Annotated in this window: 24 protein-coding genes and 3 tRNA genes; 17 read left to right on the forward strand and 10 right to left on the reverse strand. The window is 70.7% G+C overall.

What is annotated here, in order from left to right:
• Positions 1-1312, reverse strand: a 1312-nt coding sequence (locus ACYC1Z_RS00985; protein WP_461407693.1) for a mechanosensitive ion channel family protein, incomplete at its 3' end; no start/stop codon positions are given.
• A 116-nt stretch (positions 1313-1428) separates the two neighbouring features.
• Positions 1429-1926, reverse strand: a complete 498-nt coding sequence (locus tag ACYC1Z_RS00990) for a GNAT family N-acetyltransferase (protein WP_461407694.1) — start codon at positions 1924-1926, stop codon at positions 1429-1431.
• Positions 1927-2276: 350 nt separating this feature from the next.
• On the opposite strand from ACYC1Z_RS00990, the gene ACYC1Z_RS00995 reads away from it, so the two are divergent.
• Together ACYC1Z_RS00995 and surE are read left to right on the forward strand one after the other, a co-directional pair.
• Positions 2277-3197: a 1-phosphofructokinase family hexose kinase gene (locus ACYC1Z_RS00995; protein ID WP_461407695.1), complete on the forward strand. Its 921-nt coding sequence runs from the start codon at positions 2277-2279 to the stop codon at positions 3195-3197.
• Positions 3198-3315: 118 nt separating this feature from the next.
• The gene (surE, locus tag ACYC1Z_RS01000) at positions 3316-4191 is read left to right on the forward strand and encodes a 5'/3'-nucleotidase SurE (RefSeq protein ID WP_461407696.1); all 876 of its coding nucleotides are present in this window, start codon (positions 3316-3318) and stop codon (positions 4189-4191) included.
• Between the two features lie 73 nt (positions 4192-4264).
• Here surE and ACYC1Z_RS01005 read toward each other — a convergent pair whose 3' ends face one another.
• Positions 4265-4645, reverse strand: a complete 381-nt coding sequence (locus ACYC1Z_RS01005; protein ID WP_461407697.1) for a metallopeptidase family protein — start codon at positions 4643-4645, stop codon at positions 4265-4267.
• A gap of 124 nt (positions 4646-4769) precedes the next feature.
• On the opposite strand from ACYC1Z_RS01005, the gene ACYC1Z_RS01010 reads away from it, so the two are divergent.
• The 3 genes from ACYC1Z_RS01010 (at position 4770) to ACYC1Z_RS01020 (ending at position 5083) form a co-directional block, all read left to right on the forward strand.
• A tRNA-Glu gene (locus ACYC1Z_RS01010) sits at positions 4770-4842 on the forward strand.
• A 49-nt stretch (positions 4843-4891) separates the two neighbouring features.
• Positions 4892-4965 (forward strand) — tRNA-Asp (locus ACYC1Z_RS01015).
• A 45-nt stretch (positions 4966-5010) separates the two neighbouring features.
• A tRNA-Phe gene (locus ACYC1Z_RS01020) sits at positions 5011-5083 on the forward strand.
• A gap of 374 nt (positions 5084-5457) precedes the next feature.
• Here ACYC1Z_RS01020 and ACYC1Z_RS01025 read toward each other — a convergent pair.
• From ACYC1Z_RS01025 to ACYC1Z_RS01045, 5 genes are all read right to left on the reverse strand, one after another.
• Positions 5458-6876, reverse strand: coding sequence for a hypothetical protein (locus tag ACYC1Z_RS01025; protein ID WP_461407698.1), 1419 nt, complete (start codon positions 6874-6876; stop codon positions 5458-5460).
• A 658-nt stretch (positions 6877-7534) separates the two neighbouring features.
• Positions 7535-7858 (reverse strand): helix-turn-helix domain-containing protein, encoded by a 324-nt coding sequence (locus ACYC1Z_RS01030; protein WP_461407699.1) that lies wholly within the window; start codon positions 7856-7858, stop codon positions 7535-7537.
• Position 7859: 1 nt separating this feature from the next.
• Positions 7860-8969, reverse strand: a complete 1110-nt coding sequence (locus ACYC1Z_RS01035; protein ID WP_461407747.1) for a tyrosine-type recombinase/integrase — start codon at positions 8967-8969, stop codon at positions 7860-7862.
• 216 nt (positions 8970-9185) lie between these two features.
• A complete protein-coding gene (locus tag ACYC1Z_RS01040) occupies positions 9186-9737 on the reverse strand; it encodes a tyrosine-type recombinase/integrase (RefSeq protein ID WP_461407700.1) in 552 nt (183 codons plus the stop codon).
• A 348-nt stretch (positions 9738-10085) separates the two neighbouring features.
• A complete protein-coding gene (locus ACYC1Z_RS01045; RefSeq protein ID WP_461407748.1) occupies positions 10086-10652 on the reverse strand; it encodes a dihydrofolate reductase family protein in 567 nt (188 codons plus the stop codon).
• A 258-nt stretch (positions 10653-10910) separates the two neighbouring features.
• On the opposite strand from ACYC1Z_RS01045, the gene ACYC1Z_RS01050 reads away from it, so the two are divergent.
• From ACYC1Z_RS01050 to ACYC1Z_RS01070, 5 genes are all read left to right on the forward strand, one after another.
• On the forward strand, positions 10911-11138 hold the full coding sequence (locus ACYC1Z_RS01050) for a FitA-like ribbon-helix-helix domain-containing protein (protein WP_461407701.1): 228 nt from the start codon (positions 10911-10913) through the stop codon (positions 11136-11138).
• Positions 11135-11527, forward strand: coding sequence for a type II toxin-antitoxin system VapC family toxin (locus tag ACYC1Z_RS01055; RefSeq protein WP_461407702.1), 393 nt, complete (start codon positions 11135-11137; stop codon positions 11525-11527). Before ACYC1Z_RS01050 ends, ACYC1Z_RS01055 begins: the two co-directional genes overlap by 4 nt.
• 130 nt (positions 11528-11657) lie before the next feature.
• A complete protein-coding gene (locus ACYC1Z_RS01060) occupies positions 11658-12365 on the forward strand; it encodes a hypothetical protein (protein WP_461407703.1) in 708 nt (235 codons plus the stop codon).
• Positions 12362-14356, forward strand: a complete 1995-nt coding sequence (locus ACYC1Z_RS01065; RefSeq protein ID WP_461407704.1) for a sensor histidine kinase — start codon at positions 12362-12364, stop codon at positions 14354-14356. Before ACYC1Z_RS01060 ends, ACYC1Z_RS01065 begins: the two co-directional genes overlap by 4 nt.
• On the forward strand, positions 14353-14976 hold the full coding sequence (locus ACYC1Z_RS01070) for a response regulator transcription factor (RefSeq protein WP_461407705.1): 624 nt from the start codon (positions 14353-14355) through the stop codon (positions 14974-14976). Before ACYC1Z_RS01065 ends, ACYC1Z_RS01070 begins: the two co-directional genes overlap by 4 nt.
• 653 nt (positions 14977-15629) lie before the next feature.
• Here ACYC1Z_RS01070 and ACYC1Z_RS01075 read toward each other — a convergent pair.
• Together ACYC1Z_RS01075 and ACYC1Z_RS01080 are read right to left on the reverse strand one after the other, a co-directional pair.
• Entirely contained in the window at positions 15630-16673 is a 1044-nt protein-coding gene (locus ACYC1Z_RS01075; RefSeq protein WP_461407706.1) for a Gfo/Idh/MocA family protein, read from the reverse strand.
• Positions 16670-17767, reverse strand: coding sequence for a Gfo/Idh/MocA family protein (locus ACYC1Z_RS01080; RefSeq protein WP_461407707.1), 1098 nt, complete (start codon positions 17765-17767; stop codon positions 16670-16672). Before ACYC1Z_RS01080 ends, ACYC1Z_RS01075 begins: the two co-directional genes overlap by 4 nt.
• 211 nt (positions 17768-17978) lie before the next feature.
• Here ACYC1Z_RS01080 and ACYC1Z_RS01085 point away from each other — a divergent pair, with 211 nt between their 5' ends.
• The 7 genes from ACYC1Z_RS01085 to ACYC1Z_RS01115 all read left to right on the forward strand — a co-directional run bounded on the left by ACYC1Z_RS01085 (position 17979) and on the right by ACYC1Z_RS01115 (position 26189).
• Positions 17979-19538, forward strand: coding sequence for an ABC transporter substrate-binding protein (locus ACYC1Z_RS01085; RefSeq protein ID WP_461407708.1), 1560 nt, complete (start codon positions 17979-17981; stop codon positions 19536-19538).
• 112 nt (positions 19539-19650) lie between these two features.
• Positions 19651-20607 carry an ABC transporter permease gene (locus ACYC1Z_RS01090; RefSeq protein ID WP_461407709.1) on the forward strand — a complete coding sequence of 319 codons (957 nt, stop codon included), beginning with the start codon at positions 19651-19653 and terminating at the stop codon, positions 20605-20607.
• A 1-nt stretch (position 20608) separates the two neighbouring features.
• Positions 20609-22648, forward strand: a complete 2040-nt coding sequence (locus ACYC1Z_RS01095; protein WP_461407710.1) for a dipeptide/oligopeptide/nickel ABC transporter permease/ATP-binding protein — start codon at positions 20609-20611, stop codon at positions 22646-22648.
• The gene (locus ACYC1Z_RS01100) at positions 22645-23481 is read left to right on the forward strand and encodes an ABC transporter ATP-binding protein (protein WP_461407711.1); all 837 of its coding nucleotides are present in this window, start codon (positions 22645-22647) and stop codon (positions 23479-23481) included. The genes ACYC1Z_RS01095 and ACYC1Z_RS01100 overlap by 4 nt, the downstream gene beginning before the upstream one ends.
• Positions 23482-23504: 23 nt before the next feature.
• Entirely contained in the window at positions 23505-24431 is a 927-nt protein-coding gene (locus ACYC1Z_RS01105) for a dihydrodipicolinate synthase family protein (protein WP_461407712.1), read from the forward strand.
• A complete protein-coding gene (locus ACYC1Z_RS01110) occupies positions 24424-25425 on the forward strand; it encodes an ROK family protein (protein ID WP_461407713.1) in 1002 nt (333 codons plus the stop codon). The genes ACYC1Z_RS01105 and ACYC1Z_RS01110 overlap by 8 nt, the downstream gene beginning before the upstream one ends.
• A 35-nt stretch (positions 25426-25460) precedes the next feature.
• On the forward strand, positions 25461-26189 hold the full coding sequence (locus ACYC1Z_RS01115; protein ID WP_461407749.1) for an N-acetylmannosamine-6-phosphate 2-epimerase: 729 nt from the start codon (positions 25461-25463) through the stop codon (positions 26187-26189).
• The last annotated feature ends 56 nt before the right edge of the window (positions 26190-26245 follow it).

A 26245-nucleotide genomic window follows, 5' to 3' on the forward strand; every position in this document is an offset into this window, starting at 1 on the left:
CCCGGGGGCGGGGCTCCTCACCGGCGCGGAAGCGGCGGCGGTCCCCCCGGGCCGCACGGCGGCGGGCCCGCCGGGCCGCGGCCTCACGTTCGCGGCGGGCATCCGGGTCCTCCGGCAGCGGCGGGGCCACGAGCGTGTCCTCGGGCTGGGCGCCGTCGCCGTCGAGCTCCGCCAGCTCGGTGATCTCCTCACGCAGCTCCTGGTACATCGGGTCGGTGCGGCGATCGGCCAGCTCCACCACCTCCTGCTGCTCGTACCGGGTACGCGGCAGCGCGTACGGCGCCACCGTCTGGAGCCAGTCCACGAGGTGCTCGCGCAGGAAGTACTTCAGGTCCGTCAGGGTGCCGGCGTCCTTGCCCGAGACGAGCACCCGCAGGCGGATGAAGCCGCCGACGGCGTCGTACACCTGGAGGAGGCCGGTGCGTCCGTCCCACAGGTCCGTGAGCTTGAGCAGCCGGGCGAGCTCGGCGCGCATCGCCGGTATGGGCACACGCCAGTCGGCGTCGATCTCGAAGGTGCCGAGCAGTGCCGGGGCCTGGCGGGTCCAGTTCTCGAACGGCGTCGTGGTGAAGTAGGTGGACGGCATGATCATGCGACGGTCGTCCCAGAGCCGGACCACCACGTACGTCAACGTGATCTCCTCGATGTAGCCGAACTCGCCCTGGACGATGACGACGTCGTCGACGCGGATCGCGTCCGTGAAGGCGAGCTGGATCCCGGCGAAGACGTTGCTGAGCGTCGTCTGCGCCGCCAGGCCGGCGACGACGGAGATGATGCCGGCCGAGGCCAGGAGGCTGGCGCCGGCCGCCCGCGCGCCGGGGAACGTCAGCAGCGCGGCGGCGATGCCCACGGTCCAGACGATCGCGACCCCGACGCGTCGCAGCACCTGGGCCTGGGTCTGGACACGGCGGCTGCGGGTGGTGACGACGTCGCGGTTCACCCGTGCCAGGGCGGTGTCCTCGACCACGCGCACCATCGCGGTGAGGAACCAGGTGAGGGCGACGATGAGCACGATCAGCAGGGCGTGCAGGGTGGGATCGCGCCACCCGGGCGCCCGGATGCCGGTGGGCACCTGCGTGGCGAGCGTGAACGCGACCATGCCCCCCGTGACCACGAGCGAGAGCTGGAACGGGCGACGGCCGCGGCGAACGATCATCCCGGCGTCGGGATGGCGCCGGTTCAGCCCGCGCACCAGCGCGGTGACGACGTAGCTCGCGACCAGCCCGGCGAGGGCGCCGAGCCCGACCCACAGGGCGACCTGGAGGATATCGAAGGTCACGTCGACGGTGGCCTCGAGCGTCGTTGTCGTCATGCGTCCAGGCTACGGGCGCCGGGTGGGCGTCCGCTGGGACGCGCCCCGGACTACGGCGCACCCCGCGAGCGCGGCGACCCGTCGCGCCCCGCCCACCCGCGTGCGGGGGCGGTCCGTCAGAGCGTCTTGACGAGGAACACCTGCGCGTAGGGGTTGTCCCCGAACGGCTTCGTCGGCTCGTAACCGGCGGAGCGGTACAGGGCGAGCGCCTCCACGAGGGACTCGTTGGCGCTCAGCACCACCCGGCGGCCGCCGAGGGCCCGGGCCCGGTTCTCCAGGGTGCGCAGCAGGAAGCGCCCCAGACCCCGACCCCGGGCGTCCGGGGCGAGCCACATCCGGCGGATCTCCACCTCGCCCGGTTCCCGCACCTTGACCCCGCCGCAGCCCAGGACCGCACCGCTGCCCAGCTCGGTGAGCAGGATGAAGTCCCCGTGGGGCGGGGTGACCTCGGCCGGGTCCGCCCCGCCGGTCAGGGCCGGGTCGAAGCCGCCCTCGAACCGGTCGGCCAGCTCGGCGAAGTAGGCACCGAGCGCCCTGGCGGCACGTTCGCTCGCGGCCTGCCCGCCGAGGATGCGCACCGGCGGCAATTCGGTGTGCGGCGAGGACTGGGTCATCTCCATATGGTGCCCCTCGGGGCGCCTCCTGCCTAGCGGGAGACGGGCGGTTACCGGGGCCGGGCCGGGCCCCCCGCCCCCCTCTCGCGTGCCGAGGTCCGCACCCCTACGCTCCCGCTCATGAGGCACAGACCGGACGCAGCGTGACCACCGCCACGCCGGGCGGGGCGAGGGGACCCGCAGGCACCGCGAGGGAACCCGCCGGCGCCCCGGGGGCACCTTCCGGCGGCACGGGAGAACCCGCCGGCGCCAGGAGCGCACCTTCCGATGGCACCGGCACACCGCACGGCGGCCCACCGGATCCGGCCCACGTCATCTCCGGCGGCACACCCGTCCGGCCGCGCGTCTGCGTGCTGGCACCGGGCCCCCTGCTCGTCGTCGAGATCACCGACCCGCACAGCGTCCCCGGTCGCTCGAACGAGCAGGCGGACGTCCACCTGCACCCGGGTGGCCAGGGCCTGTGGGTGGCGCGGATGGCCGTGTCGCTGGGTGGGGACGTCACGGTGTGCGGCCCGTTCGGCGGTGAGATCGGCCCGCTCGTCGCCCAGATGCTCACGACCGACAAACTCGTGATCCACGCCGTCACATACGGCGGCGGCAACGGCGCCTACGTGTACGACCTGCGCGGGGAGGACCGCAAGACGCTCGGGCACATGCCGCCGTTCGCGCTGAACCGACACGAGCTGGACGACCTGTACGGCACGGTGCTGGTGGACGCCCTGGAGGCGGACGTCCTCGTCGTCACGGGGGCCGAGCCGGCCGACGTCGTCCCGAGCAGCTACTTCGGGCGCATCGTGCGGGACCTGCGCTCGGCGGGCCGCCCCGTCGTCGCCGACCTCTCCGGCGATGCCGCGCTCGCCGCGGCCGCCGGGGGCCCGACCGTGCTGAAGATGAGCCACGAGGAGATCCTCGCGGCCGGTCTGGCCCCCGACGCCGAGGTGGAGTCGCTCATCACCGCCGCGCGGCGGCTGGTCGAGCGGGGGGTGGAGTCCGTGGTCGTCTCCCGCGCGCAGGAACCCGCGCTCCTCGTGACCGAGGGTGCCGTGCGCAGCGTCGAGGGGCCGGTCATGACACCCCAGGACCACCGTGGCGCCGGGGACTCGATGACCGCCGGGATCGCCGTGGGCCTGGGCCGGGGTCTCGACATCACCGACGCCGTCCGCCTCGGCGCCGCCGCCGGCGCGCTCAACGTCACCCGGCGGGGGCTCGGGACCGGCCGGCGGGACCAGATCGAGCGTTTCGCGCGACGGTTCACGATCCGCGACCACTGAGCGACCGCGCGACGGTTCACGATCCGCGACCACTGAGCGACCGCGCGACGGTTCACGATCCGCGACCGCTGAGCGAGAATGTGGGTGCGCAACCGACGTTCGAGGGAGATGGTCACGGGTGCGGGTACTTGTGACGAACGATGACGGCATCGCCTCACCTGGCCTGACGGTGCTCGCCCGGGCGGCCCTGGACGCGGGGCACGAGGTCGTGGTCGCCGCACCGCACCGGCAGTACTCCGGGGCGAGCGCGGCGCTGACGTCGCAGGAGGAGGACGGCCACCTCGTGCTGGTGGACGAGCGTCCCCCCGGCCTGCCCGACGGCGTCGAGGCGTTCGGGGTCAAGGCGGCCCCCGCCCTGATCACCTTCGTGGCCGCCTTCGGCGCCTTCGGGCCCAAACCCGACGTCGTGCTGAGCGGCATCAACCTCGGCGCGAACACCGGGCGTGCGACGCTCCACTCGGGCACGGTCGGCGCGGCCCTGTCCGCGAGCGCGCACGGGATCCGCGCGATGGCCGTCTCCATCGCCGCATCCGACCCGCAGCACTGGGCGACGGCCGGCCAGGTGTCCGCACACGGCCTGGACTGGCTGGTGAGGCAGCCCGTCCACGACCGCGTCCTGAACCTCAACGTCCCCGACGTCGCACCCGACCGGCTGCGCGGCCTGCGGTCGGCGCGGCTGGCCAGCTTCGGTGCGGTGCAGGCCCGCGTGAAGGAGGTCGGCACCGGCTACGTCCAGCTCACGTACTCCGGCGTCGAGGCGGAGGAGGAACCCGGGACCGACCACTACCTCCTGGCGCGCGGCTGGGCGACGGCGACCATGGTGCGTGCCCCCGTGGACGACGGGAGCGGGATCGAGCTGCCCACGTTCGACGGCGCCGTCGCGCGCGGCGCGGGGCCGGCGGACGACGGGCCGATGGTCCACGTCGCCACGGGCACGGTGATGTCTGCCGGGGCGGATACTCCGGCGGGGGAGATCGCGGACGGCGGCCCCTGATCCGCTCGGCCCCGGTCGGGACGCGCCGGGCCCGGTCCGCTCGGCCCCGCTCGCGGGCGGTGCGCTGCCCGGGCTACGCCCAGCCGAGCTCGTGCAGCCGCTGGTCGTCGATGCCGAAGTGGTGCGCCACCTCGTGGAGCACGGTGACCGCGACCTCCTCGGCGACCTCCCCGACGTCCTCGCACATCCGCAGCGTGGGACCCCGGAAGATCGTGATGCGGTCCGGCAGCGAGCCGGCCGCCCACCACGAGTCCCGCTCGGTCAGGGGCGTGCCCTCGTAGATGCCCAGCAGCTCCTCGCCGTCGTTGCCCTCGAGCTGCTCCGCGCTCGGTTCGTCCTCGACCAGGATCACGACGTTGTCCATCTGCGCCGTCAGCTCGTCCGGCAGGAGGTCCAGGGCGTCCGCGACAGCACCTTCGAACGCCTCTTCCGTCATCTCCACCACGGGCCCCATCCTGCCGTGCCGGTCACGTGAGCGGGACCACAGGAACCGGCTTTGCTCTCGGTCCGTCCTTCCCCGTATGCTGTCCGAGGTCTTGGGGCGCTCCGGCGTCACGGGTTGTCCACAGCAAGAACGGGCCCCCATCGTCTAGCGGCCTAGGACCCCGCCCTTTCACGGCGGTAGCACGGGTTCGAATCCCGTTGGGGGTACGCACCACCAGTAGGATCAGCAGTACCAGGCTCCATGCCTCATACACGAGGCCCCGTAGCGCAGCTGGTTAGCGCGCCGCCCTGTCACGGCGGAGGTCGCGGGTTCAAGTCCCGTCGGGGTCGCCGGTACGGACGCCCAGTCCCACCAGGACTGGGCGTCCGTGTCAGGGCTCTGTAGCTCAGTTGGTAGAGCGTTCGACTGAAAATCGAAAGGTCACCGGATCGACACCGGTCGGAGCCACCGCAGAAGGCCCCGCACGTGAGTGCGGGGCCTTCGTCGTTCCGCCAGCCGTTTGTCCTGGTCAGACGCCCTGTCCGTGGCGTGGGACGCCGCCTCGGCGCCTCGTCACTGAGGTACCCGCGGCGCTCACAGACCCGGCCCCGTGCGACGGTGTGCCATATCTGTGCCATATCCGCCGGTGGTGACGCGGTCGAACACCGCACCCGCGCGCCGGGCGACGCCCTCGCGGGCGCGGGAGTAGCGCTCGGTGACCTGGAGGCTGGAGTGCCCGAGCACCGCCTGCACGTCGGGTGCGGACGCGCCGGCGTCGATACTGGTAACCGGCAGTGTTCGGATCCGGTTGAATAGCCTCCGTGGCGTACCTGTTGTCCTGGTTATTCGTCATGGTTGGTGATCGCGTTCCGGGCTAGTTCGGCGGCGTAGCGGGACCAGTCGCCTCCGGCATCTCGAGTCCATCGGGTTGCGGTTCCTGGGGTGAGGTTTAGGAGTTCGGCCAGTACGGCTGCGGGGACCTCGGAGGCGAGTTGAAGCAGTGTGGCGCGTCGTGCGGGCAGGGCTCGGATGCCGAGTAGTCGCAGGCGTTCGCCCAGGCGTGATGCGGTGATGGGTCGTCCTGGTAGGGGCCCTGGGAACAGCCACGGGCTGGTGGCGGGTGCCCCGACACCGCGGTGGCTACGGCGACCGACGTCGATCAGGTCGGTGAGCAGGCCCGATAGTGGCTCTGGGACGGTGATGTCGTGGATTCCGAAGCGCAGCGAGACGCTGTCGGGGTGACGGTGTACTTGTTCGGTCCTCATGACCACGATCCGGGACAGTTGCTGGCCGTAGCAGAGCAGGAGGGCGCCGGCGACCCGGTCGGCGAGGTCGATGGTGTCGTCGTGCAGGAGGCGAGCGATGAGCATCCAGCGTTCGTCGGCATCGATGCTGGTTCCGGTGGTCCGTGGCACGGCAGGTACGAGCATCGGAAGGCAGTGGTGGTGTTCGGCGGCCCAGCCCAGGAAGTCTCGAACTGGGTATCCGGCAGGCCACTCGGCGAGCCAGCTGTCGACGTCGCCTTGGCTGCACTGGGCCAGCGGGACGCCACGTGGATGGAGCCAGGCCAGGAAGCGGATGGCGACGAGCAGCTGGGTGCGGGGGTAGCTGGTCGGGCTCTGGCCGGTGGTGTTGTGCGCCGCCCGTCGGCGTAGTCGGCGCAGGACCTGCCAGGTGGCGTAGGCCTGCAGCAGCCGGCGATGTTCGCCGTCCTGGACGTCGGCGAGCACGTCGGCGACCCAGGCCTCGATGCGGGCCAGGGGTTCGTCGCGGGCTGGGAGCACGTCGGCCATGACGAGCACGTGCCGCAGGTAGTCGGCGCCGCGCCGGCGGGGGTGGGCGTCGAGCGCGGCGTGGCTGATGGCTGTGGTTCCGGCGGCGAGGTCGGCCAGGACTGCGGCGCCGGCACCGCGTCGTAGCCAGTTCAGTGCGGTCCGCGGGATGCTGGTCGCCGCGATCGCGTCGCCGACCGCGACCAGCGCGTCGGGGACCTGCTCGCCGCCGGCACGGAGCAGTTCACCGGTGCGCCGAACCAGCGAACAGCGTTCGCATCGGCCGCGTTCGTAGAGTTTGTCCTCGCGGCCGCAGTCGGCGCAGACGTGGGTTGTCGCCAGCCCGGCGCAGTCGGCGCAGGTGCTTGCGTCGGGTCCGGGTGGGCTGACCAGTCGGCGTGAGGTATGGCAACCGCTGCAGGTGCCGCGGTGGCGCAGCGCCGCGGTGTAGCAGGGGCCGCAGACCGGCCCCTCGGCCCAGTTCGCCACAGGTGGCTTGTCCTGGCCGCAGTGGGCGCAGGCGGCGGTGCGGCGCGGCGCGCAACTGGTGCAGATCGGGGTGTCGGTGCTGGCGAAACTGCACGGCCGGCGACGCCCGCAGCCCGAGCACAGAGCCTGGGGTTGCTGGAAACAGCCGGTGCAGATGTCGGGCTCGTCGCCGTGGGCGCGGCGGGCGATCCGACGGGTCCGTCCGCACCGCCCGCACTCGCGCCTGGGGCGGTCCGCGCAGCGAGCACATACCGGCCGGCGCTCACTGTCTCGGCCGGCGACTGGTTTGACCACACCGCAGCGGGCGCATTCTTCGGCGAGCTGGCGGCGTCGGCACCGCGAGCACACCCCGCCGGCGCTCGAACGGGTCAACTGGTGGCCGGTCCGTGCACAGACCACGCAACTTGGCGCCGGCAGCGACGAAGCGCCGTGAGCCCGCAGCGCTTCGACCAGCCGGCCGACCACCGGTGGCGCTCCGATTGCCAACGCGGCCGGGTCAGCGGCCAACGCTTGGGCCAGGCTGCGCAACGCCGCCGGGTGCCCCGCCACCGTCGCCAACGCGGTTTCAGCCTGGGCCGTGGTCAGGGTCGGGTCAGTGGCCAGCACGGCGGCCAGGACCTGCTGGTGTCTCTGCTCACCGGTCACCGACATCAACCATCTACTCCGATGGTGCCGGGACGACCCGTGCCCGTCGTGGCCGGGCCGGCGGTGCCGAGCCGGCCGAGGTGCCCTTCGCGGCAAGGGGGTCCCCTGCATAGGGCTCGACCAAGTCGGCGGGCGAGCAGTCCAAGATGTCACACAACGCCGCCAACGCCGCCAGATTCAGCCGCTGGGGGACCCGGACCACCAGCCGGTAGACCTGCTCCCGGGACAGGCTCACCCCGCGCTCGGCCAGCAGCGGGATCAGGTCTGTGGTGGCGAACATCCCGCGCTCGGCCATCAGCCGCCGAAGGTGCCAGTGGTAGCCCACCTGCCGTGTCATCTCACCCTCCCACGGTGTCGGTCTGGAACGCCCGGGCTAACGCCGAGCGCAGCATCTGGTTCTTCGCGTCCGCACCGACCGTGGTGTAGATCGCGGTCGTCGAGGCCCACGAGTGCCCCACCTGCTGCTGCACGAACAACGGGTCAACGCCGTCCTCAATCAGGTGTGACACGTAGGAATGCCGCAGGCAGTGGACCGATAACTCAACTGGCAGCCCGGCCGCCGCCCGGTAGAGCGCGAACCGGTCATCGACCGAGCGAGTCGAGATCCGCCCCCCTCGTTCGGTTGGCCAAAGCGCGGCCGGGTCGACGCCCTCAAAGCGTGGCCGTACCTCGGCCAAGTACTCCTCAAGCGCCTCGACCGCCCACGGCATCACGCTAGCCACCGCCCGCCGACGTGGCGCAGAGCCGCGCATCGCCTTACCGAACCGGACGTGACACACCCCGAACCCGCCGAGCTGGGCCGCTGCGGGGTTGGCGGTGAAGTCGGTCAAGTCCAACATCGCCACCTCCCGGCAACGTAACCCCCAGCCGTAAGTCACCTTCAACAGCGTGGCGTCCCGAAACGCCGTCAGCCACCCCTTGCGGCCCGAGCCAGCCAGCCGCTGGGCCCGGTCATCGGCGGCGTCGAACAGCGCCTGGCACTCCACCCGCGACAGCGGCCTGCGTTCCGGACGACCCTCATAGTCCGCGACATGGACCGCGGTGTTGTCCTCGTGGCAGACCTGAGTCGGACGGGCACCGACCCGCTGCTCACACTCGGCCACCCAGCCGTAGCGCGGATCGATCGCATAGGCGCAGAACGCCGCCACCGCACCCTGATAGTTGCGCACCGTCGAATGCGCCCAACTGCTGCCGGCAACCCAGCGCTCGAGGTCCTCGGCCCGCCAGTTCCACGGCCAAGCTTCGCAGAACACCTGGAAGCGGCGCACCGTCCGCTCACGCCCATCGATCAACGACCCGCCGAGCCGACGACTGAGCTGCTGACGACGCCACCCGATAAGCATCTCCTCGAACAACACCGACTCCACCCGCAGCGGCGTCGCAGCCGCCACCAGCGCCAGCGCCGTCACACCCGGTTGCTCCATCCCGGCCCCCGTTCCCGCCGGCATCACACGCCTCATCGAGACATCCAAGGCAACTAAACCGGATGCCTCATTGTGACACCAGACATGACAAGCCCACGTCACCGCACGTCAGACGGCGCGTCGAAGACAACCAGACCTATCCAGACGACCACCGGATAAACGCCAAGCGCAGCAGGCACACGGGTCACACAATCCGTCGGGTGCCTCCCGATGTTGCATCTGCTGCAACTCTGCGAACTATCAGCAGGCTCGCGGAGTAGTGCCGCAGCGAGTGGAAGGTGACTCCGGGAGTTCCGGCTGCCGTGACGACCGCTCGCCAGGTGGTCCCGAAGGCGGACCGGCGCAACGGTCACCCAGCTCGTTGGTGAACAACAGCCCGTCCGGTCCGGTGCCGAAGGCCGCGAGGTGCACGGCCAGTGCATCGACGACGACCGTGGGCAGGGGAACCGTCCGCACGCTCGAGGCGGTCTTGGGCGGGCCGAACTCGGGCGCGCGGCCCGTGACGGTTGTCAGCTGGCGGTCGATCGTCACGCGCCGCCGCAGGAAGTCCACCCGATCCACGGTGAGGCCGAACGCCTCGCCCTGGCGCAGCCCCGTACCGGCCGCGAGCGTCGCCAGCGCCCGGTACCGCTTCGGGAGCGCGGAGGTGATGGTTCGGACGGTCTCGGTGCTGATCGGCTCCACCTTCGCCCTGCGGGGCTTGGGGAAGCGCACTCCGGTACATGGGGATGATGCGATGCGCCGGTCCAGTACGGCGGCCTTGAACACGGCGGAGACGTGCCGGTAGATCACCGACACGGTGGCGGGGGGCTGCCGGCGAGGAGTCGTCGTTCATGACGGGCGCCGAGCTCGCCGTCGACGGCGGTGCCGTGCTGGGCTCGATCGCCCCGGTGACCTGACCCAGCCCCACCAGGGCGTCCGCCGCCGTGACGTTGCGGGCGGCGGACCCACCGGTCAGACCACTTCCAGGTCGGCATGTGCCGCATCACGTCAGCACTCGGGGGACCCGCCCTGGCGACGTGCCGCGCCCTCGAGGCGCCCGCTCAGCGCCGCACTGAGGACGGCTACGCTCGCCCGGATCTGCCGCGTTGAGGGCGGCTACGCTCGCCCGGTCATGGCCGCTGTCCGGCGTCGCAGGTGTCAGGCGGGGTTTCGCACAGCGTGGCGGACGTGGATCACGCCGTTCTCGAATCGTCGGTGGTCTAGCAGCTCGAGGTCGAGTCGCACGCCCCGAGGCAGCGCCGGCTTGCCGCCGCCCACGAGGACCGGGCACAGGAGCAGCACGCACTCGTCGACCAGACCGTGCCGGAAGGCCTCCGCCGCGATCCCCGCGCCCCCGATGCTCAGGTCCGAGCCGGAGGTCTCCTTGAGCCGTCGCACCGCCTCCGGCTCGAACTGCCGCTCGATCCTCGTGCGCGCGGTCGAGACGTCGGTGAGTGAGGAGGAGTAGACGACCTTGTCGGTGTCACGCCAGATCTCGGCGTACTCACGGACCACCGCGGGCTCGTTCGTCAACCAGGCGTCGCTCTCCCAGACACGCATCGTCTCGTACATGCGTCGCCCATAGAGCGACGTGCCGATGTGCCGCTCGTGCTCGTTCCAGAACGCGTGCACGTCCTCGTCAGGCACGGACCAGTCGAACGAACCGGTCTCGTCCTCGAGGAAGCCGTCGAGCGAGATGTTGGCCGCGTAGATCAGCTTGCCCATGGAGCCCTCCGCCCGGACGAGGGCTCCAGCGTGCAGCGTCACGCCGACACCGGCAACACGTTCGAGTGTGAGCCCCCCCCGCCGAAGAGAGCCGAGGGAAGAGAGCCGAAGAGAAGGGACCAGGGCGCTGCCGCCGGCGGTGGGCGGTCCGCACCTTCGCGCGCTCATGCGCGATCCGCGCGCCTGCTGGGTTCCGTCCGTCGTCGACGGCGTCCCCCAGCCCTGCCGATCTTGCTTGCAATTCGCTAGCATGAGGTCATGTCGACGCTCTACATCCGCGACGTCTCCGACCAGGTCGCAGAGACGCTCAAGGCGCGCGCCGCGGCCGAGGGCAAGTCCCTGTCCGCCTACGTCGGCGCCGAGCTCACGAGGTTCGCCACCCGGCCCACCAACGCGCAGCTCGTCGCCCGACTCCGCGAACGCGACCTCTCCGTCGGCCCGACCTCCGAGGAGATCCTCCAGGAGCTCCAGGCCGGTCGCCGGTGATCGTGATCGACGCCTCGGCGATGGTCGAGGCGCTGGTCGCTCGGGATGTCGACCCCGCGTTCCTCGACGTGCTGGCCGGTGAGCTGGACGCTCCGCACCTGCTCGATGTGGAGGTGATGTCGGTGCTCCGCGGGCTCACCCTCGCGGGCAAGCTCGACCCGATCTCGGCGGAGCAGGCCAGGCGAAACCACTTCGCGTTCGCCATCACGCGCCACGAGGTCGAACCCTTCGCTGATCGCATCTGGGACTTGCGCCACCAGTACACGAGCTACGACGCGTGCTACCTGGCCCTGGCCGAAGCCATCGAGGCCCCGTTGTACACGTGCGACTCCAGGCTCGCCGGCAAGAGCCACGACGCCGACGTCCGCGTCGTGGCTCGCGTGCACTGACCCGCTGCGCCATACATCGCCGTACCCGTGTCCAAGACCGGAACGGTCCCGGGAGATCGGGACCGGTGCCCCTGCCGGGCGGGACATCGGGCGACGAGCATCGGAACCCCACTCCCAGAGAGGCTCCGAGATGACCACCATCGACCGTCAGACCCACTCCCAACATTCCGGACACCATCCCGCAGTCGTCACGATGGTGATTGCGGCTCCGCTGCTGTTCCTCGCCGGCCAGGCGCTCCTGCCGGTCATGCCCGAGACCCTGCACGGCGCGTACACCGTGATGCTGGCCCACACGAACCAGTCGGTGATCGCCCAGCTGCTGACCGCCGCCGGGGCGTTCCTGCTCGCCCCCGCGGCGGTCGTCTACTGCCGCAACGTCCCGGAGGGTCGCGGACGCCGTCTGCTCGTGGGCGGTGCCGTGGCCTTCGGCGTAGCGACGTTCTTCAATGCACTCAGCCAGGTGGTCGAGGCCTACACGACACAGATCACCACCGCCCCAGGAATCGATCGCGCCGTCGGGGAGCAGGTGATGGGCGAGCTGGACGGAGGGAGCCTGATCACGCTGCCGCTCGGGTTCTGGTCGATCCCGGTGTTCGCTCTCGGTGCCATCGTGATGGCGGTCGGGCTGCTGCGCTCACGTCGTGTCCCGGTCTGGCTGCCCGTGCTGCTGATCGTGGGCACCATCCTCGCCGGAGCACTCGCCGGCCTCGGCCCGATCGTGGCACTGACCCAGCTGCCGGTGACCGTGGCACTGCTGGTCCTCGGGCTGCGTCCGCTCGGGTTCCTGACGAACACTGGCGCCCGGACGGGCGAGAGGAGCAGGGTGGCCGTGAGATGAACGCCCTCGACCCGAGCCTGCGCCACCGGCCTCTCCTACCGTGGTCGGTGGCGGGGGTGTGCTTCACGCTGGTGTCGGTCGCACTGCTGCGCACCGTGACCACCGACCCGGCAGCCGGGTTGCAGGGACACGTCTACGAGGACGCGGCGGTGGCTGTCGTCTGGCTGGTCGCCGGTGCCCTTCTTGCACCGCGGCCTCGTGGCAGGCGGTTCGGTCGGCTGTTCCTGCTGATCGCCGCGAGCGGCGCGCTGAGCCTGGCCGCCGGGGCGGTCGCCTTGATGCCCGGACCCGAGCCGCGGGCCGCCACGGTGTGGGCGGCCTGGCTCGCCGGCTGGTCCTGGACGGCGAGCACGTTCCTCCCCGTGACCCTCGTACCCCTGTGGTTCCCCGACGGGGCGACGACCCGCTTCCAGCGGGGACTGGGGCGGGTCGCGGTCGCTGCCGTCGCGCTCATGACCCTGGGCCTGGCCACCGCCCCCACCATCGAGCTCACCGTCGATCGGAGCATCGAGAACCCGATCGCGCTGCCGTTCAGCGACGTCGGCTACCTCACCGGCATGCTGCTGACCGCTCTCACAGCGCTCGCCGCTGTCACCGTCCTCATCACCAGGCTGCGCGCGGCCGGCGAAGAGGCGCGGTCCCGACTCGTGCCGGTGACGGTGGCGGTGATCGTGGCATTGGGCGCGCTGACCGTAGCCGGCCTCCTCGACACCTGGGGCCCCCTCATCCAGTTGCTCGCGATGCCGTTGATCCCGATCACCGTGGTCCTGGTGGTCCTGCGACATCGGATGTACGGGCTCGAGATCTTCGTCCGTCGGGCCGTGGTGCTCGCCGGCCTGACCGTGCTGGTCGTCGGTGGCTACGTGCTCGTCGTCGAGGCCGCCGCGGCCCTGCTCCACCGCCATGCTGGGCTCGCCGAGTCGGTGCTCGCCACCGGTGTGGTCGCCCTGGCCTTCCAGCCCGCCCGGGCCTGGCTCCAACGCCTAGTCGCTCGACGCCTGTACGGCGAGCGTGATACCCCGCTGCAGGCCGTGACCGACGTGGGCCGGGCACTGGTGATCGCCGCCGACCCGCTCACGGCCCTCGGGAACGGCGTCGAGCGGTTGCGGGTGGCGTTGCGATCGCCCTGGGCTCAGATCACCGGGCCCGCCGGCCCGATGGCGTCCGCCGGGCGTGAACCCGCGTCCCCCGGTGCGTCGTACTCGGTGGAGCTGCGGCACCTGGATCAGGCATGTGGGCAGCTGACGGTTGCCCAGCGGGGGCCGCGCGAGCCGTTTGTCGGACGGGACCTGGACCTGCTGGACCGTCTGGTGGCCCCACTGGCTGCGGCCGTCGCAGCCCAGCTCACCCTCGACGAGATCCGGCTGTCACGCGAACGGGCCGTGGTGGCGCGCGAGGAGGAGCGGCGCCGCGTCCGCCGGGAGCTGCATGACGGCGTCGGACCACTGCTCGCTGCCCTGACGCTGCATCTCGATGTGCTGTCCCTGCGCGGGCCCCCCGACGGCAAGGACACCGAGCTGCTGGCCCGGGCTCGCGCCATCGGTGCGGAGACCGTGCAGGCGCTGCGGGGTGTCATCGACGATCTGGAGCCCGCGGCAGTCGATGACCTCGGCCTGACCGGTGCCCTCACCGAGCTCGCAGCCAGCTTCACGGTCGCCGACCAGGTCGTGGTCACCGTCGCCGCGGGGGAACTGGCCGGGCTGTCCGCGGCTGCCGAGCTGGCGGCGTACCGGATCTGTGCAGAAGCGATCACCAACGCCGTGCGGCACGGCTCGCCCCGCGAGGTCCGGGTGGAACTCACCTGCGACCCGTCCGGACTCCGGGTGGATGTGGTCGATGACGGCACCGGCTTCGTCGGTGCCCCCGGTTTCGGCCTCACGAGCATGCGAGAGCGGGCAGCCGAGCTGGGTGGGACCATCGAGGTGCGGTCCGGGCCAGGAGGCACCCGCGTGGCAGCACACCTGCCTCGACGCACCGGGGGGCTCAGATGAGAGTGCTGCTGTGCGACGACCACCCGGTGTTCCTGGACGGCATGCGCCTGCTGCTCACCGAGCTCGGCCACGAGGTGATCGGCGAGGCCCCCACCGGCGAGGACGCCGTCGTCGTCGCCGCCGCGCTGCATCCGGACGTCGTGGTCATGGATCTGCACCTCCCGGGGATCAGCGGTGTCGAGGCCACCCGCGCGATCACCTCCCAGGATCCGAGCGTCCGGGTACTGGTGCTGACCATGGTCGAGGACGACGCCACCTTGCTCGCTGCGCTGCGAGCCGGTGCCCGCGGCTACGTCCTCAAGGGCGCCGGCCACGAGGAGGTGGAGCGAGCCCTGCTCTCGGTGGCGCATGGTGATCTGGTGGTCTCCGTCAGGGTCGCTGACGGCCTGCGGTCCGGGCTGCGGGCGCCGTCCTCGGCGTTCCCCGAGCTGAGCCGTCGGGAGCAAGAGATACTGGAGCTCGTCAGCCGTGGTCGGTCCAACGAACAGATCGCGATGGCGCTGTTCCTGTCGGTGAAGACGGTGCGCAACAACGTCTCGGGCATCTTCAGCAAGCTCGGGGTCGCCAGCCGCGCCGAGGCTGTCGCCCGGGCACGGGACCTGGGTGTCGGATCTTCCTGACCGGGCCGTCGTCAGTTCGTGCCGCCACCCACCGCGACCGACGAGGCACCGGCGTGGCTGGCGATGGGGAGGCATCTGATGGTGGATCCGAGTCGGGGCACAGCAGGACGTCGGGGGGCATGGGTGCCGGGAGTCCTCGGCGCCGTAGCCGTCGCGATTCTGGCCCTTCTGCTGCTGCATCCTGCTTCGGGGGTCGACACACTTCCGCCGGAGTGCTACTCGATGCTCGGGTACGTGGTGCCCTGCGGTGGCGGGCTCTCCTTCGGGATCGCGTCTGCGGGCGCTGTTGTCGTTGGCGCCTTCGCCTACCTGGTCGTGCGACGCCGTGGTCGGCGGAGGTAGGCCGGCGACCCGAAGACGCTCGCCCGGGCGTGCCGCAGTCCGGCGCGGCGGCAGGCGGCGGGGGACGCGATGCCGTGTGCCGTGCACTCCGCCAGATCGTGGTTCTCGACGACGAACCGCCCGACGACCTTGACCACGAATGCCCCGGGCGCTCTACATGTGGTGTGTGGGGCAGTGCGTGGGGGCTGTTCGGTCGGGTCGGGTGTCGACGAGGCGGGGGGTGATGTGGAAGTGCGTCGCGACGACGCGGTTGGGTGGATGTGACCCTCGACGGTGAGGCTGCCGAGACATCGACGATCAGGCGTGCGAAATCAGGCCCCGTGGAGCGTCACGACCTGGCCGGTGCGTACGGAGCGGTATGCGGCGTCGATAACGGTGAGTGTGCGGCGTGCGTCGGTGATGGTGTAGTCGGGTGACTCGCCTGCCAGGACCGCTGCGACGACGTGGCGCAGGTAGGCACGGACCGCGACCTGCCCGGCGTCCTGGGTGCGCAACGTGCAGCCGGCTGGGCCGAAGTGGGACACCGCTGGCCGTTCGTCCTCGACTTCGGCGTGACCGTGGGATCCGAGGATGCGCACGGAGGACGTGGTCGGTGAGCTGCCCGGTGCGTAGGAGACGCGACCGATGGTGATGGTCACGGTCACGCCGCGTTCTAACTCCAGGGTCACCACCGCGGTGTCCTCGACTCGGGCGGCCTGGTGGGAGGGGGAGAACAGCGCGTCGCTCATCGCACTGACCTGCCGTGTCTCGAGCCCCGTCAGGACGTAGACGGCGTCGGTGCAGTACCCGAGGAAGTTGAGCATCTCGCCGCCCCCTGCCAGGGTCAGGTCGGTGACGAGCTCGGGTCGCTCGACCGAGGTCGCGAAGTGGGCGCCGGAGGCGAGGAACTCCAGGTCGAGGTGGCGGGGGAGTCCGAGATGCCCGGCGTCGACCCAGCCGCGTAGGCGCCGTAGGGCGGGGGCGTGCGTCCGGTTGACGACGGCGCAAACCAGGCCGCACTCGACGCTGAGTCGTTCGAGGGCGAACGCGTCGTCGTGGGTGGTCGTCGCGGGTTTGTCGATCAGGACGTGGTGGCCACTTCGAAGGGCGAGCGTGGCCAGCCGGGCGTGGCGCGTGGGTTCGGAGCACACGACCAACAGGTCGACGCTTCCGGTGGCGAGCAGCTCGTTGAGGGCCTCGGTGTAAGGCACACCGGCTCTTTCCGCTGCACGGCGGGAGTCGGCCCGCATCCATGCTGGGGCGGTGGCCTCTTCGGCGACCGCGACGACCTCGATCCGGTTGTCGGAGCCGAGCAGGTGGAGGTAGTCGGTTGCGTGCCGAACGCCGGAGAGGAAGGCGACCTTCAGTCGTTTCATGATCGGGCCTCTCGCTGGGTGGAAGGAGACGATGTGTGTGCTTGGGGTTGGGTGGAGCCCTCGGAATGGCTGGGCACCTCGGCCACCGTCACCCGTTTGCCCGAGACGAGCGACTGCTGTGCGGCGAGCGCAGCGGCCAGCGCCGCGCGGGCCTGGGAGGTGGTGACGATCGGGGCGACCTCCCCGCGGATGAGTGCCAGCCAGTGTTCGAGTTGCTGTTGGAGCGCGCCGTCGACCGAGGTGGGTGGTGCGTTGGCCGCGTCCGAGTGCAGCGTGGGCTCCCCTTCCGTGGTGTGCATGAGGGTCCCGTCGGTGCCGGCGATCATGATGCGCCGTAGCAGGTCCCCGCGCCGCCGCAGGGCGTAGCAGAGTTCCAGGGTTGCTAACGAGTCGTTGGCCGTGCGCAGCTGGATGTGGAACGAGTCGGGCGATTCCATGGCGGGGGAGAAGGTGCGGAAGCCTCGTGCGACGAGTTCTACGGGTGCGGAGCCGAGCAGCCAGATCGCGGCGTCCAGGATGTGGGTGCCGTTGTGGACTGGGTGGCCGCCGGACAGTTCCGGGTCGAGCTGCCAGCCGCGCCACCCGCCGGGCCATGCGTGGCCGGTGTACCAGGTGATGTGCAGCAGCCGGGGCGTGCCGATGTCGCCGCGGTGCACCGCCTCGGCGAGCGCCCGCACCGCGGGCTGAAACCGCACGGTCTGTCCGACCATGAGCGTGAGCCCGCGCCCTTCGGTGGCGGCGACGACGGCGTCGAAGTCGCCCAGGGTCAGCGCCGCGGGCTTCTCGACGTGCACGTGGCGACCCGCGTGCCCGGCGGCGATGGCGAGCGGCGCGTGCGTCGGGGTGGCGGTGGCGACGTCCACCGCGCGGACCGCGGGATCCGCCAGCGCGTCGGCGATCTCGTTCGTGGCGCGTGCGCCGGGGACCAGGGCAGCGAGCTCATTGGTGCGCGCGGCATCGTGCCCGACGATCCAGCGCACCTCGGCGCCGGGGATCTGCCGTAGAGCGAGCACGTGCTCACGGGCGAACGCACCGATGCCCACCAGCGCGAGACCGATGCGGCCTCCCGTGCGGTAGCCGACCGAGGCCCTCACCGCGGGCTCCGCGCGCGGTCGATGCGGTCGGCAGCGCAGACGACTGCGGGCGACTCGTGGATGTGGCTACCTTCTCTGGACATCTTGACCCCTTCGCTGTCTCGGCTTAATGTGAGCCTACCGACATCAGACATCTGACGTCATCTGTTCAGGAGGATCAATGAAGACGACACTGACCCGTTCCCCCTCGCCGCGTAGGCGACGGGCGGCGATGGCAACGGCGCTGGCAATGGCGTTCGGACTGGCTGCGTGCTCGGGAGGGACGTCGGACGAGGCGTCCAGCGCACCCGAGACCTCCACTGTGGCCGGGGAGATCGACCCGACGGCGACCATCAAGGCTGGGATCTCCTACAGCCTCAGCGGGGGATTCGACCCGATGATCACGACCGGCGCGGTGACCGTCGCCGCGAACTGGCACGTCTTCGAAGGCCTGACCGAGATCGACCCGGCCAGCCGCGAGGTCTATACCGCTCTCGGCGCCGATCTGCCCACCATGGTCGACGAGACCCACTACGAGGTGACGCTGCGCGACGGCGCCGTCTTCCAGGACGGCAATCCGGTCACGACCGATGACGTCGTCTACAGCTTCGACCGTGTGCTCAACCCCGAAAACGAGTCGTTGTACGCAGGCTTCATCGACTTCGTCGACACGGTCACAGCAGTGGACGACAAGACGGTGTCCATCGCCCTGAAGTACCCGTTCAGCCTCGTTTCCGAGCGGCTCTCGGTGGTCAAGATCGTCGAGAAGTCCCTCGTGGAGTCCAGCTACGACGCGTTCAACGCGCTGCCGGTCGGTACCGGTCCGTACACCATGGTCTCGGCGACGCCGGACGACAAGATCGTCTTCGAGCGATTTGACGGCTACACGGGTCAGCGCCCGGCGCTGGCCGCCGGCATGGTGTGGAACCTGCTCTCCGACTCCGCGGCCCGCGTGACCGCAATGTCCTCGGGCACGGTCCAGGCCATCGAGAGCGTTCCCTACCTGGACATCGCGACCCTGGAGTCGGTCGCCGACGTCGAGTCCGTGCAGTCCTTCGGCACACTGTTCATGATGTTCAACACCCAGAAGGCGCCCTTCGACGACGTGCGCGTGCGCCAGGCGCTCCTCTACGCGCTCGACATGGACACGATCATCAACACCGGTCTCTTCGGCTACGGCGCGGCGGCGACCAGCTTCCTGCCGGCTGACCATCCGAACTACAACGAGGCGTCGACCGTCTACACCTACGACCCCGAGAAGTCCAAGCAGCTTCTTGCGGACGCCGGCGTGTCCGACTTGTCGATCACGCTCCTGACCACCGACACCGGCTGGGTCAAGGACATCGCACCGCTGATCAAGCAGAACCTCGACGCGATCGGCGTCAGCACGACGCTGGACATCGGCCAGTCGGGGGGTCAGTACACCAAGGTCGACGCCGGTGACATGCAGGTCATGGTCGCCCCGGGTGACCCGTCGGTGTTCGGTAACGACCCCGACCTGCTGATGCGCTGGTGGTACGGCGACAACGTATGGTCGCAGAGCCGCTACCGGTGGTCGAGCGACCCGAAGTTCATCGAGCTGCAGGGCCTGCTCGACCAGGCCGTGCGGGCCACCGGGGACGCGCAGCAGCAGCTTTGGGACCAGGCTTTCGACCTGATCTCCGACGAGGTTCCGCTCTACCCGCTGCTGCACCGTCAGCTCCCCACGGCGTGGGACTCCCAGGCCCTCGTCGGCTTCAAGCCCATCCCCGTGACCGGACTGTCCTTCCTGGACGTCGGCGTCGCGAAGTGATCCCGGTGGGGCGCCGTGCCCTCGGGTGCGGTGCCCCACCCCCGGGACCCGTGTCCTGCCCACCCGATGGAGACCCTGCCATGACCACCTGTACCCACGAGGGAGTCGCATCGTGAGCGCGCTCCTTCGGTTGATCGGCCGGCGCATTCTTCAGCTCCCGGTCATGATCATCGGGATCACGCTGCTGGTGTTCGTCGTGATGTCCTTCTCGAAGGTCGACCCGGCGATCCTGGCCCTCGGTGAGGGCGCCTCGCTCGAGGCGCGGGAGGCCTACCGAGCCGAGTTCGGGCTCGACCGGCCCCTGTTCGTCCGCTATCTCTCCTTCCTCGGCGGGATGGTCCGCGGTGATCTGGGCACCTTCAGCCCCCGCCGCACCTCCGTCTCCGATGCCGTCTCGGGCGCCCTGCCGGTGACCCTCCAGCTGACGTTCATCGGCCTGATCATCGCCGTCGTGTTCGCCCTCGCCCTTGGCGTGCTGGCCGCGCTCTACCGTGACCGCTGGCTCGACAAGGTGGTGCGGGTCGTGTCGATCGCCGCACTGGCGACACCGTCCTTCTGGTTGGCGGTGCTGCTGATCCAGGCCGTGACCCTGGCCCTGGGTGTGCTGCCGGCCGGTGGCCCCCTGCCGGCGTTCTCCACCGATCCGGTCGGCTACCTCCAACGCATGGCGCTACCGGCGATCTCCTTGGCCGTCCCGGTGATCGGGGCGCTGACCCGCGTGGTCCGCACCTCGGTCGTGGAGGAGCTCGACAAGGACTACGTACGGACCGCCATCGGCGCCGGGCTGCCTCGCGGCGTGGTCGTGGGGCGCAACGTGCTCCGCAACGCACTGATCACGCCCATCACCGTGCTGGGCCTGCGGGTGGGCTACCTGATCGGTGGTGCCGTCGTCATCGAGGTGATCTTCGCGCTTCCGGGGATGGGCCAGCTGATCCTCAACGGAGTGACCAACAACGAGCCGAACCTGGTGCAGGGCGTGACCCTGACCGTGGCGCTCGCCTTCGTCGTCATCAACATCGTGGTCGACATGCTCTATGTACTCGTGAACCCCCGGATCAGGACGGTGTGACGTGCGACGGAAACTGACCGAGCGGCTCTCCGTGCCCGGGGCGCGACTGAGCGCCCTGTCGCTCGGAACCAAGCTCTGCCTGGCCTTCGTACTGCTGGTCGCGCTCGCCGCGGTCTTTGCCCCGCTCGTGGCCACGCACGACCCGCTCGTCACGGGAGTCCCGGTCCAGGAGCCCTCCGGAGACCACTGGTTCGGTACCGACCGGCAGGGACGCGACATCTTTTCCCGCCTGGTGTTCGGGGCGCGGTACTCCCTGGTCATCGGCCTGGGAGCGACGGCGATCGCGCTGGCCGCAGCCGCCGTGCTCGGCTCGATCGCCGCGACCGCCCGCAGGGAGATCGCCGAACCGTTGATGCGCGCCCTCGACGTGGTCATGTCGTTCCCGGGCATCGCGTTGGCGGCCGTATTCGTCTCGATCTTCGGCCGATCCCTGCCCGTCCTGGTGCTGACGATCGCGTTCTTGTACACGCCACAGCTGACCCGTGTCGTGCGAGCGAACGTGCTGGACCAGTACGGCGAGGACTACGTCGAGGCGACGCGCGTGATGGGCGCTCGGACCTGGTGGATCCTGGCCAAGCACGTGGCGCGCAACTGCGCCGCGCCGGTGCTCGTGTTCGCCACGATCCTGGTCGCCGACGCCATCGTCTTCGAGGCCTCGCTCTCCTTCATCCAGGCCGGCGTTCCTGACCCGGAACCGTCCTGGGGCAACGTGATCGCTGCCGGCCGTGACCTCGTCATGGCGGGCTACTGGTGGGCGACCTTCTTCCCCGGTGCGCTCATCATGCTCACGGTGCTTTGCCTGAACATCATGTCCGAAGGGATGACCGACGCGATGGTTGCAGCTCCGCGGGCTCGCCGGTCCTCGGTCGCGGCTACGGCCACGCCGGTCGCCCCGGTGGTCGCTGCTGATGCTGACGAGGTCGCCGCCGGCGGCGCCCCGGGGCCGGGCGGCATCGTCCCCGACCTCGACCCCGACGTCGTGCCCTCGACCCCGGTCATCCCGCTCGCAGACCGGCTCAGTGCCCTGGCCGTGGCAGAGTCCGCCCGTTCGGACCGTCACGTCTACCCGGCCGGCGCTGAGCCGCTGCTGGAGGTCAAGAACTTGTCGATCAGGTTCCCGGCTCGACACGGCGATGTCGCCGTCGTGGACAACGTCTCCTTCTCGGTGCGCCCCGGGGAGACGATGGCACTGGTCGGGGAGTCGGGCTGCGGCAAGTCGATCACCTCATTGGCGATCATGGGCCTCCTCGACACCACGGTCGAGGTGAGCGGCCAGGTTCTGCACAAGGGCCGCGACCTGCTCACCATGAGTCCGCGTGAGCGCGCCTCGCTGCGCGGCACCGAGACGGCGATGATCTACCAGGACGCCCTGAGTTCGCTCAACCCGTCGATGCTGATCCGGGCGCAGTTGCGCCAGCTGACTCGTCGCGGCGGGACTCGCACGGCGCACGAACTCCTCGAGCTCGTCGGTCTGGACCCCGCGCGGACCTTGAAGAGCTACCCCCACGAGCTATCCGGCGGACAGCGTCAACGCGTCCTGATCGCCATGGCTCTGACCCGCGACCCCAGCCTGGTCATCGCGGACGAGCCGACGACGGCGCTCGACGTCACCGTGCAGGCGCAGGTCGTCGCCCTGCTCAACGACCTGCGCGAGAAGCTCGGCTTCGCGATGGTCTTCGTCAGTCACGACCTGGCGCTCGTGGCGCAGATCGCCCACCGGATCACGGTGATGTACGCCGGTCAGGTCGTCGAGCAGGCACCGACGCGCGAGCTCCTGATGGATCCGCGCCACGAGTACACCCAGGGGCTGCTCGGCGCGGTGCTCTCCATCGAGAGCCGCTCGACCCGGCTGCACCAGATCCGCGGCACGGTCCCGTCCCCCAATGACTTCCCCAAGGGTGACCGGTTCGCGCCTCGATCGACCAGACCCGAGGAGGGTCTGGACGTGACCCCGGTCCTGACCCCCGTGCCGGGCGTCCCCGAGCACCGCTACGCGGCTCCGCCCCAGTCCGTGCCTCTCGCCCCCGGAGGTGCACGATGAGTGCGACAACGACCACCGACCCGATCGACCAGGCACCGGAGCAGGTCGACGAACCGGTCATCGAGCTCCGTGGCGTGCACGTGGTGTTCAAGTCCCGCACCGGGTCGTTGTTCAACGCGAATACGGTGCACGCCGTCGACGATGTGAGCCTGCAGGTCCACCGCGGTCGCACCCTCGGCATCGTCGGGGAGTCCGGCAGCGGCAAGTCGACCATAGCCAGGGTCCTCGTCGGTCTGCAGGCACCTACCAGCGGCGAGGTGCGCTTCCGCGGCAAGGTCGTCCACCGGTACACCCCCTCCGTGCGACGGGCAGTGGGCCGAGTCGTCTCGGTCGTCTTCCAGGACCCCGCGACCGCCCTGAACGCGCGCATGCGGATCGGCGACGCCCTGCGCGATCCGCTGGACGTCCACCACGTCGGCACGCCTGAGCAGCGCGCCGCGCGAGTGCGGGACCTGCTGCACCTGGTCGGTCTGCCGAGTTCGGCGATCGATGCGCTGCCCGGCCAGCTCTCGGGAGGTCAACGTCAGCGGGTTGCCATCGCCCGGGCGCTGGCCCTGGCGCCGGACGTGATCGTGGCCGACGAACCGACGTCGGCCCTGGACGTGTCGGTCCGTGCCCAGATCCTCAACCTGCTCGCCGACCTCAAGTCCGAGTTGGGTCTGGGGATGGTCTTCATCTCCCACGACATCCAGACCGTCCGACACATCGCCGACGAGATCGTCGTGATGCGCAACGGACGCGTCGTCGAGGCCGGTACGGCCGGACGCGTGTTCGGCGACCCCCAGGACGACTACACCCGGACGCTGCTCGCTGCGGCGCCCGCCCTGCTGTGACCACCACCGAAACGGAGCACCTCATGAGCACCCCCGCCTTCCACGGCATCGTCCCTCCGATCCTGACGCCGTTCACCGCCGAGGGGGAGGTCGATGTCGCCTCCCTGGAGCGGCTCACCGAGCACCTCGTGGCGGCCGGCGTGCACGGTCTGTTCGTCCTGGGTTCGACCGGTGAGGTCGCCTACCTCGACGACCGCCGACGTGACCTCGTGGTCACCACCGTGGTGCGGGTCGTGGCGGGTCGCGTCCCGGTGATGGTCGGAGCGATCGACCTGACCCTGGCGCGGGTCGTCCACCAGGCTCGTGCGGCCGTCGCCGCCGGCGCTGACGCGGTCGTTGCTACGGCGCCGGTGTATGCGATCAACGACGTCACGGAGATCGAGGAGCACTTCCGGGCAATCCACGCCGCGATCCCGGTCCCGTTGTTCGCCTACGACATCCCGGCCCGGGTCCACAGCAAGCTCCCCGGAGACATGCTGGTGCGCCTGGGGGTCGACGGTGTCCTGGCCGGGGTCAAGGACTCCTCGGCCGACGACGTGGGCTTCCGCCGCCTCGTCGCGGCGAACGCGGCTGCGGGCTCCCCGTTGGCCCTGTTCACGGGTCACGAGGTCGTCGTTGACGGGATGCTCTTGCTCGGGGCCGACGGTGTGGTCCCGGGGCTCGGGAACGTCGATGCAGCCGGGTACGTGCGGCTGTGGGACCTGGCCAAGGAGGCGCGGTGGGATGAGGTACGCGCCGAGCAGGACCGGTTGGCGGCGCTCTTCGAGATCGTCTTCCAGGCGACGGGCCGCTCGGGTGACGCCGCGGGTGTGGGCGCGTTCAAGGCTGCCGTCGAGCAGCTGGGCCTGATCGACACCCGTGTCATGGCCTTCCCGGTGCAGGCACTCGAGGGCGAGGTCGTCGACCGGATCGAGAAGATCGTCCGCGAGGCCGGCCTGCTCGATGCCTGAGTCGAGCGCCGAGCCACAGCTGGGTGGCCACGTCGCCGGGAACCTGGTGATCGGCGTCGACGTGGGCGGGACGAAGATCGCGGCCGCCGCCGTCGACGCCGACGGGCGGTGCGGAAGGGTCTTGACGATCCCGACTCCCGCGTCGGCCGGCGCGAACGCCGTGCTCGACGCGATCGCCGAGGCCGTACGTCGGGTCGCGGCCTCGGTCGGAGACGTGCCTCGTGCGATCGGCATCGGGACCGCCGGTGTCGTCGACTCGGACCGCGGTGTGATCATCTCGGCGACCTCTGTCTTCCCTGGCTGGGTCGGGACCGCGGTCGGCCAGCAGACGAGCCGACGCCTGGCGGACCTCCTGCCCGGGGGGCCGGCGGTGTTCGTCGAGAACGACGTGGACGCCCACGCCGCTGGCGAGGCCTGGCGGGGGGCCGCTCGAGGTGCGCGATCGGCTCTGCTGGTCGCCGTGGGCACCGGTGTCGGGGCGGCAGTGGTCCTGGACGGTCGCACGTGGCGTGGTGCACATCACCTGGCCGGGGAGATCGGACACATGCCGATCCCCGGGGCGCAGGATTTGCCGTGCCCGTGTGGCCGGCAGGGTCACCTCGAGGCGATCGGAGCAGGACCGGCCCTGCACCGCCTCTACCTGGGGCGCGGCGGGGACTGCGGGTGCGTCGACACCCGAGAGGTGCTGACCCGCGCGGACGAGGGCGACGAGATCGCCGTGCGGGCAGTCCGTGACTCGGCGGCGGCCGTGGGCAGGGCCATCGCCGGTGTGGCGACCGTTCTCGACCCCGAGGTCGTGGTCGTCGGCGGTGGGATGGCGACCGCCGGCGGGCTGTGGTGGTCGGCGATGGACGCGGCGGTCCGTGCCGAGGTCGTCGACGCCCTGCAGGTGCTGCCGGTCCGCCCGGCCGAGCTCGGTGGCGCCGCCCCGCTGATCGGCGCCGCGCGCCGGGCTTGGGCGTCGATTCATGAACTGGACGGCGCGCGTCGCTAGGGCGTGCCCAGTGAGGAGGGACGGCGATGGTCGCAATGAGTGAGGTTGACGGAGACGAGGCTGTGCGGGTGGCCCGGGACGGTGTCATCGCCCGCCTGCGTGGCGGGCTGGTGGTCTCCTGCCAGGCGTATCCCGGCGAACCGATGCGTGACCCGCGCACGATGGCCCAGGTGGCCCGGTCGGCAGTGACCGGCGGTGCGGTCGCGATCCGGGTCCAGGGGCTCGAGGACATCGCGGCGACGGTCGCGGCGGTCGACGTCCCCGTCGTGGGGCTCTGGAAGGACGGTGACGACCCCGTCTTCATCACCCCGACGCTGCGCCACGCGCTGGCGGTCGCCGGCGCCGGCGCCCAGATCGTCGCGATCGACGGCACCCGGCGGCCGCGGCCCGATGGGCTGAGCCTCGCCGAGACCGTCAACGGACTCCGCGAGGCATTTCCTGGCGTGGCCGTGATGGCCGACTGCGGTTCGCTCGAGGATGCACTCGCGGCCCAGGCCGCGGGCGTCGACTGCGTCGGCACCACCTTGGGCGGCTACACCGGGGAACGTCCCATGACCGAGGGACCCGATGTCGAGCTGATCGACCAGATGGTCGCCCGTTGCACCCTGCCGGTGGTCGTCGAAGGGCGCGTGCACAGCACCGCCCAGGCCGCGGACGCGATGGCCAGGGGAGCGTTCGCGGTCTGCGTCGGCACGGCGATCACCCACCCTGCCACGATCACGTCCTGGTTCGTCCAGGCCGTCACTGCGGCGGGGGCCGCCTGAGCCCCGGTCCTGCCGCTCCGCCGAGACGGGTGACTTCCGGGTCGGGGGGCCTCGCC

The sequence above is a fragment of the Georgenia sp. genome (genome assembly GCF_054605595.1).

Bases quoted from the DNA above. Each gene is read 5' to 3' on its own strand.
- ACYC1Z_RS01070 (WP_461407705.1), top strand. From the start codon at position 14,353: ATGAGAGTGCTGCTGTGCGACGACCACCCGGTGTTCCTGGACGGCATG.
- ACYC1Z_RS01110 (WP_461407713.1), top strand. From the start codon at position 24,424: ATGCCTGAGTCGAGCGCCGAGCCACAGCTGGGTGGCCACGTCGCCGGG.
- ACYC1Z_RS01045 (WP_461407748.1), bottom strand. From the start codon at position 10,652: ATGGGCAAGCTGATCTACGCGGCCAACATCTCGCTCGACGGCTTCCTC.
- ACYC1Z_RS01075 (WP_461407706.1), bottom strand. From the start codon at position 16,673: ATGAAACGACTGAAGGTCGCCTTCCTCTCCGGCGTTCGGCACGCAACC.
- ACYC1Z_RS01060 (WP_461407703.1), top strand. From the start codon at position 11,658: ATGACCACCATCGACCGTCAGACCCACTCCCAACATTCCGGACACCAT.
- ACYC1Z_RS01030 (WP_461407699.1), bottom strand. From the start codon at position 7,858: ATGACACGGCAGGTGGGCTACCACTGGCACCTTCGGCGGCTGATGGCC.
- ACYC1Z_RS01115 (WP_461407749.1), top strand. From the start codon at position 25,461: ATGAGTGAGGTTGACGGAGACGAGGCTGTGCGGGTGGCCCGGGACGGT.
- ACYC1Z_RS01065 (WP_461407704.1), top strand. From the start codon at position 12,362: ATGAACGCCCTCGACCCGAGCCTGCGCCACCGGCCTCTCCTACCGTGG.
- ACYC1Z_RS01100 (WP_461407711.1), top strand. From the start codon at position 22,645: ATGAGTGCGACAACGACCACCGACCCGATCGACCAGGCACCGGAGCAG.
- ACYC1Z_RS01105 (WP_461407712.1), top strand. From the start codon at position 23,505: ATGAGCACCCCCGCCTTCCACGGCATCGTCCCTCCGATCCTGACGCCG.
- ACYC1Z_RS01035 (WP_461407747.1), bottom strand. From the start codon at position 8,969: ATGCCGGCGGGAACGGGGGCCGGGATGGAGCAACCGGGTGTGACGGCG.
- ACYC1Z_RS01050 (WP_461407701.1), top strand. From the start codon at position 10,911: ATGTCGACGCTCTACATCCGCGACGTCTCCGACCAGGTCGCAGAGACG.
- ACYC1Z_RS01085 (WP_461407708.1), top strand. From the start codon at position 17,979: ATGGCAACGGCGCTGGCAATGGCGTTCGGACTGGCTGCGTGCTCGGGA.
- ACYC1Z_RS01005 (WP_461407697.1), bottom strand. From the start codon at position 4,645: ATGGGGCCCGTGGTGGAGATGACGGAAGAGGCGTTCGAAGGTGCTGTC.
- ACYC1Z_RS00990 (WP_461407694.1), bottom strand. From the start codon at position 1,926: ATGACCCAGTCCTCGCCGCACACCGAATTGCCGCCGGTGCGCATCCTC.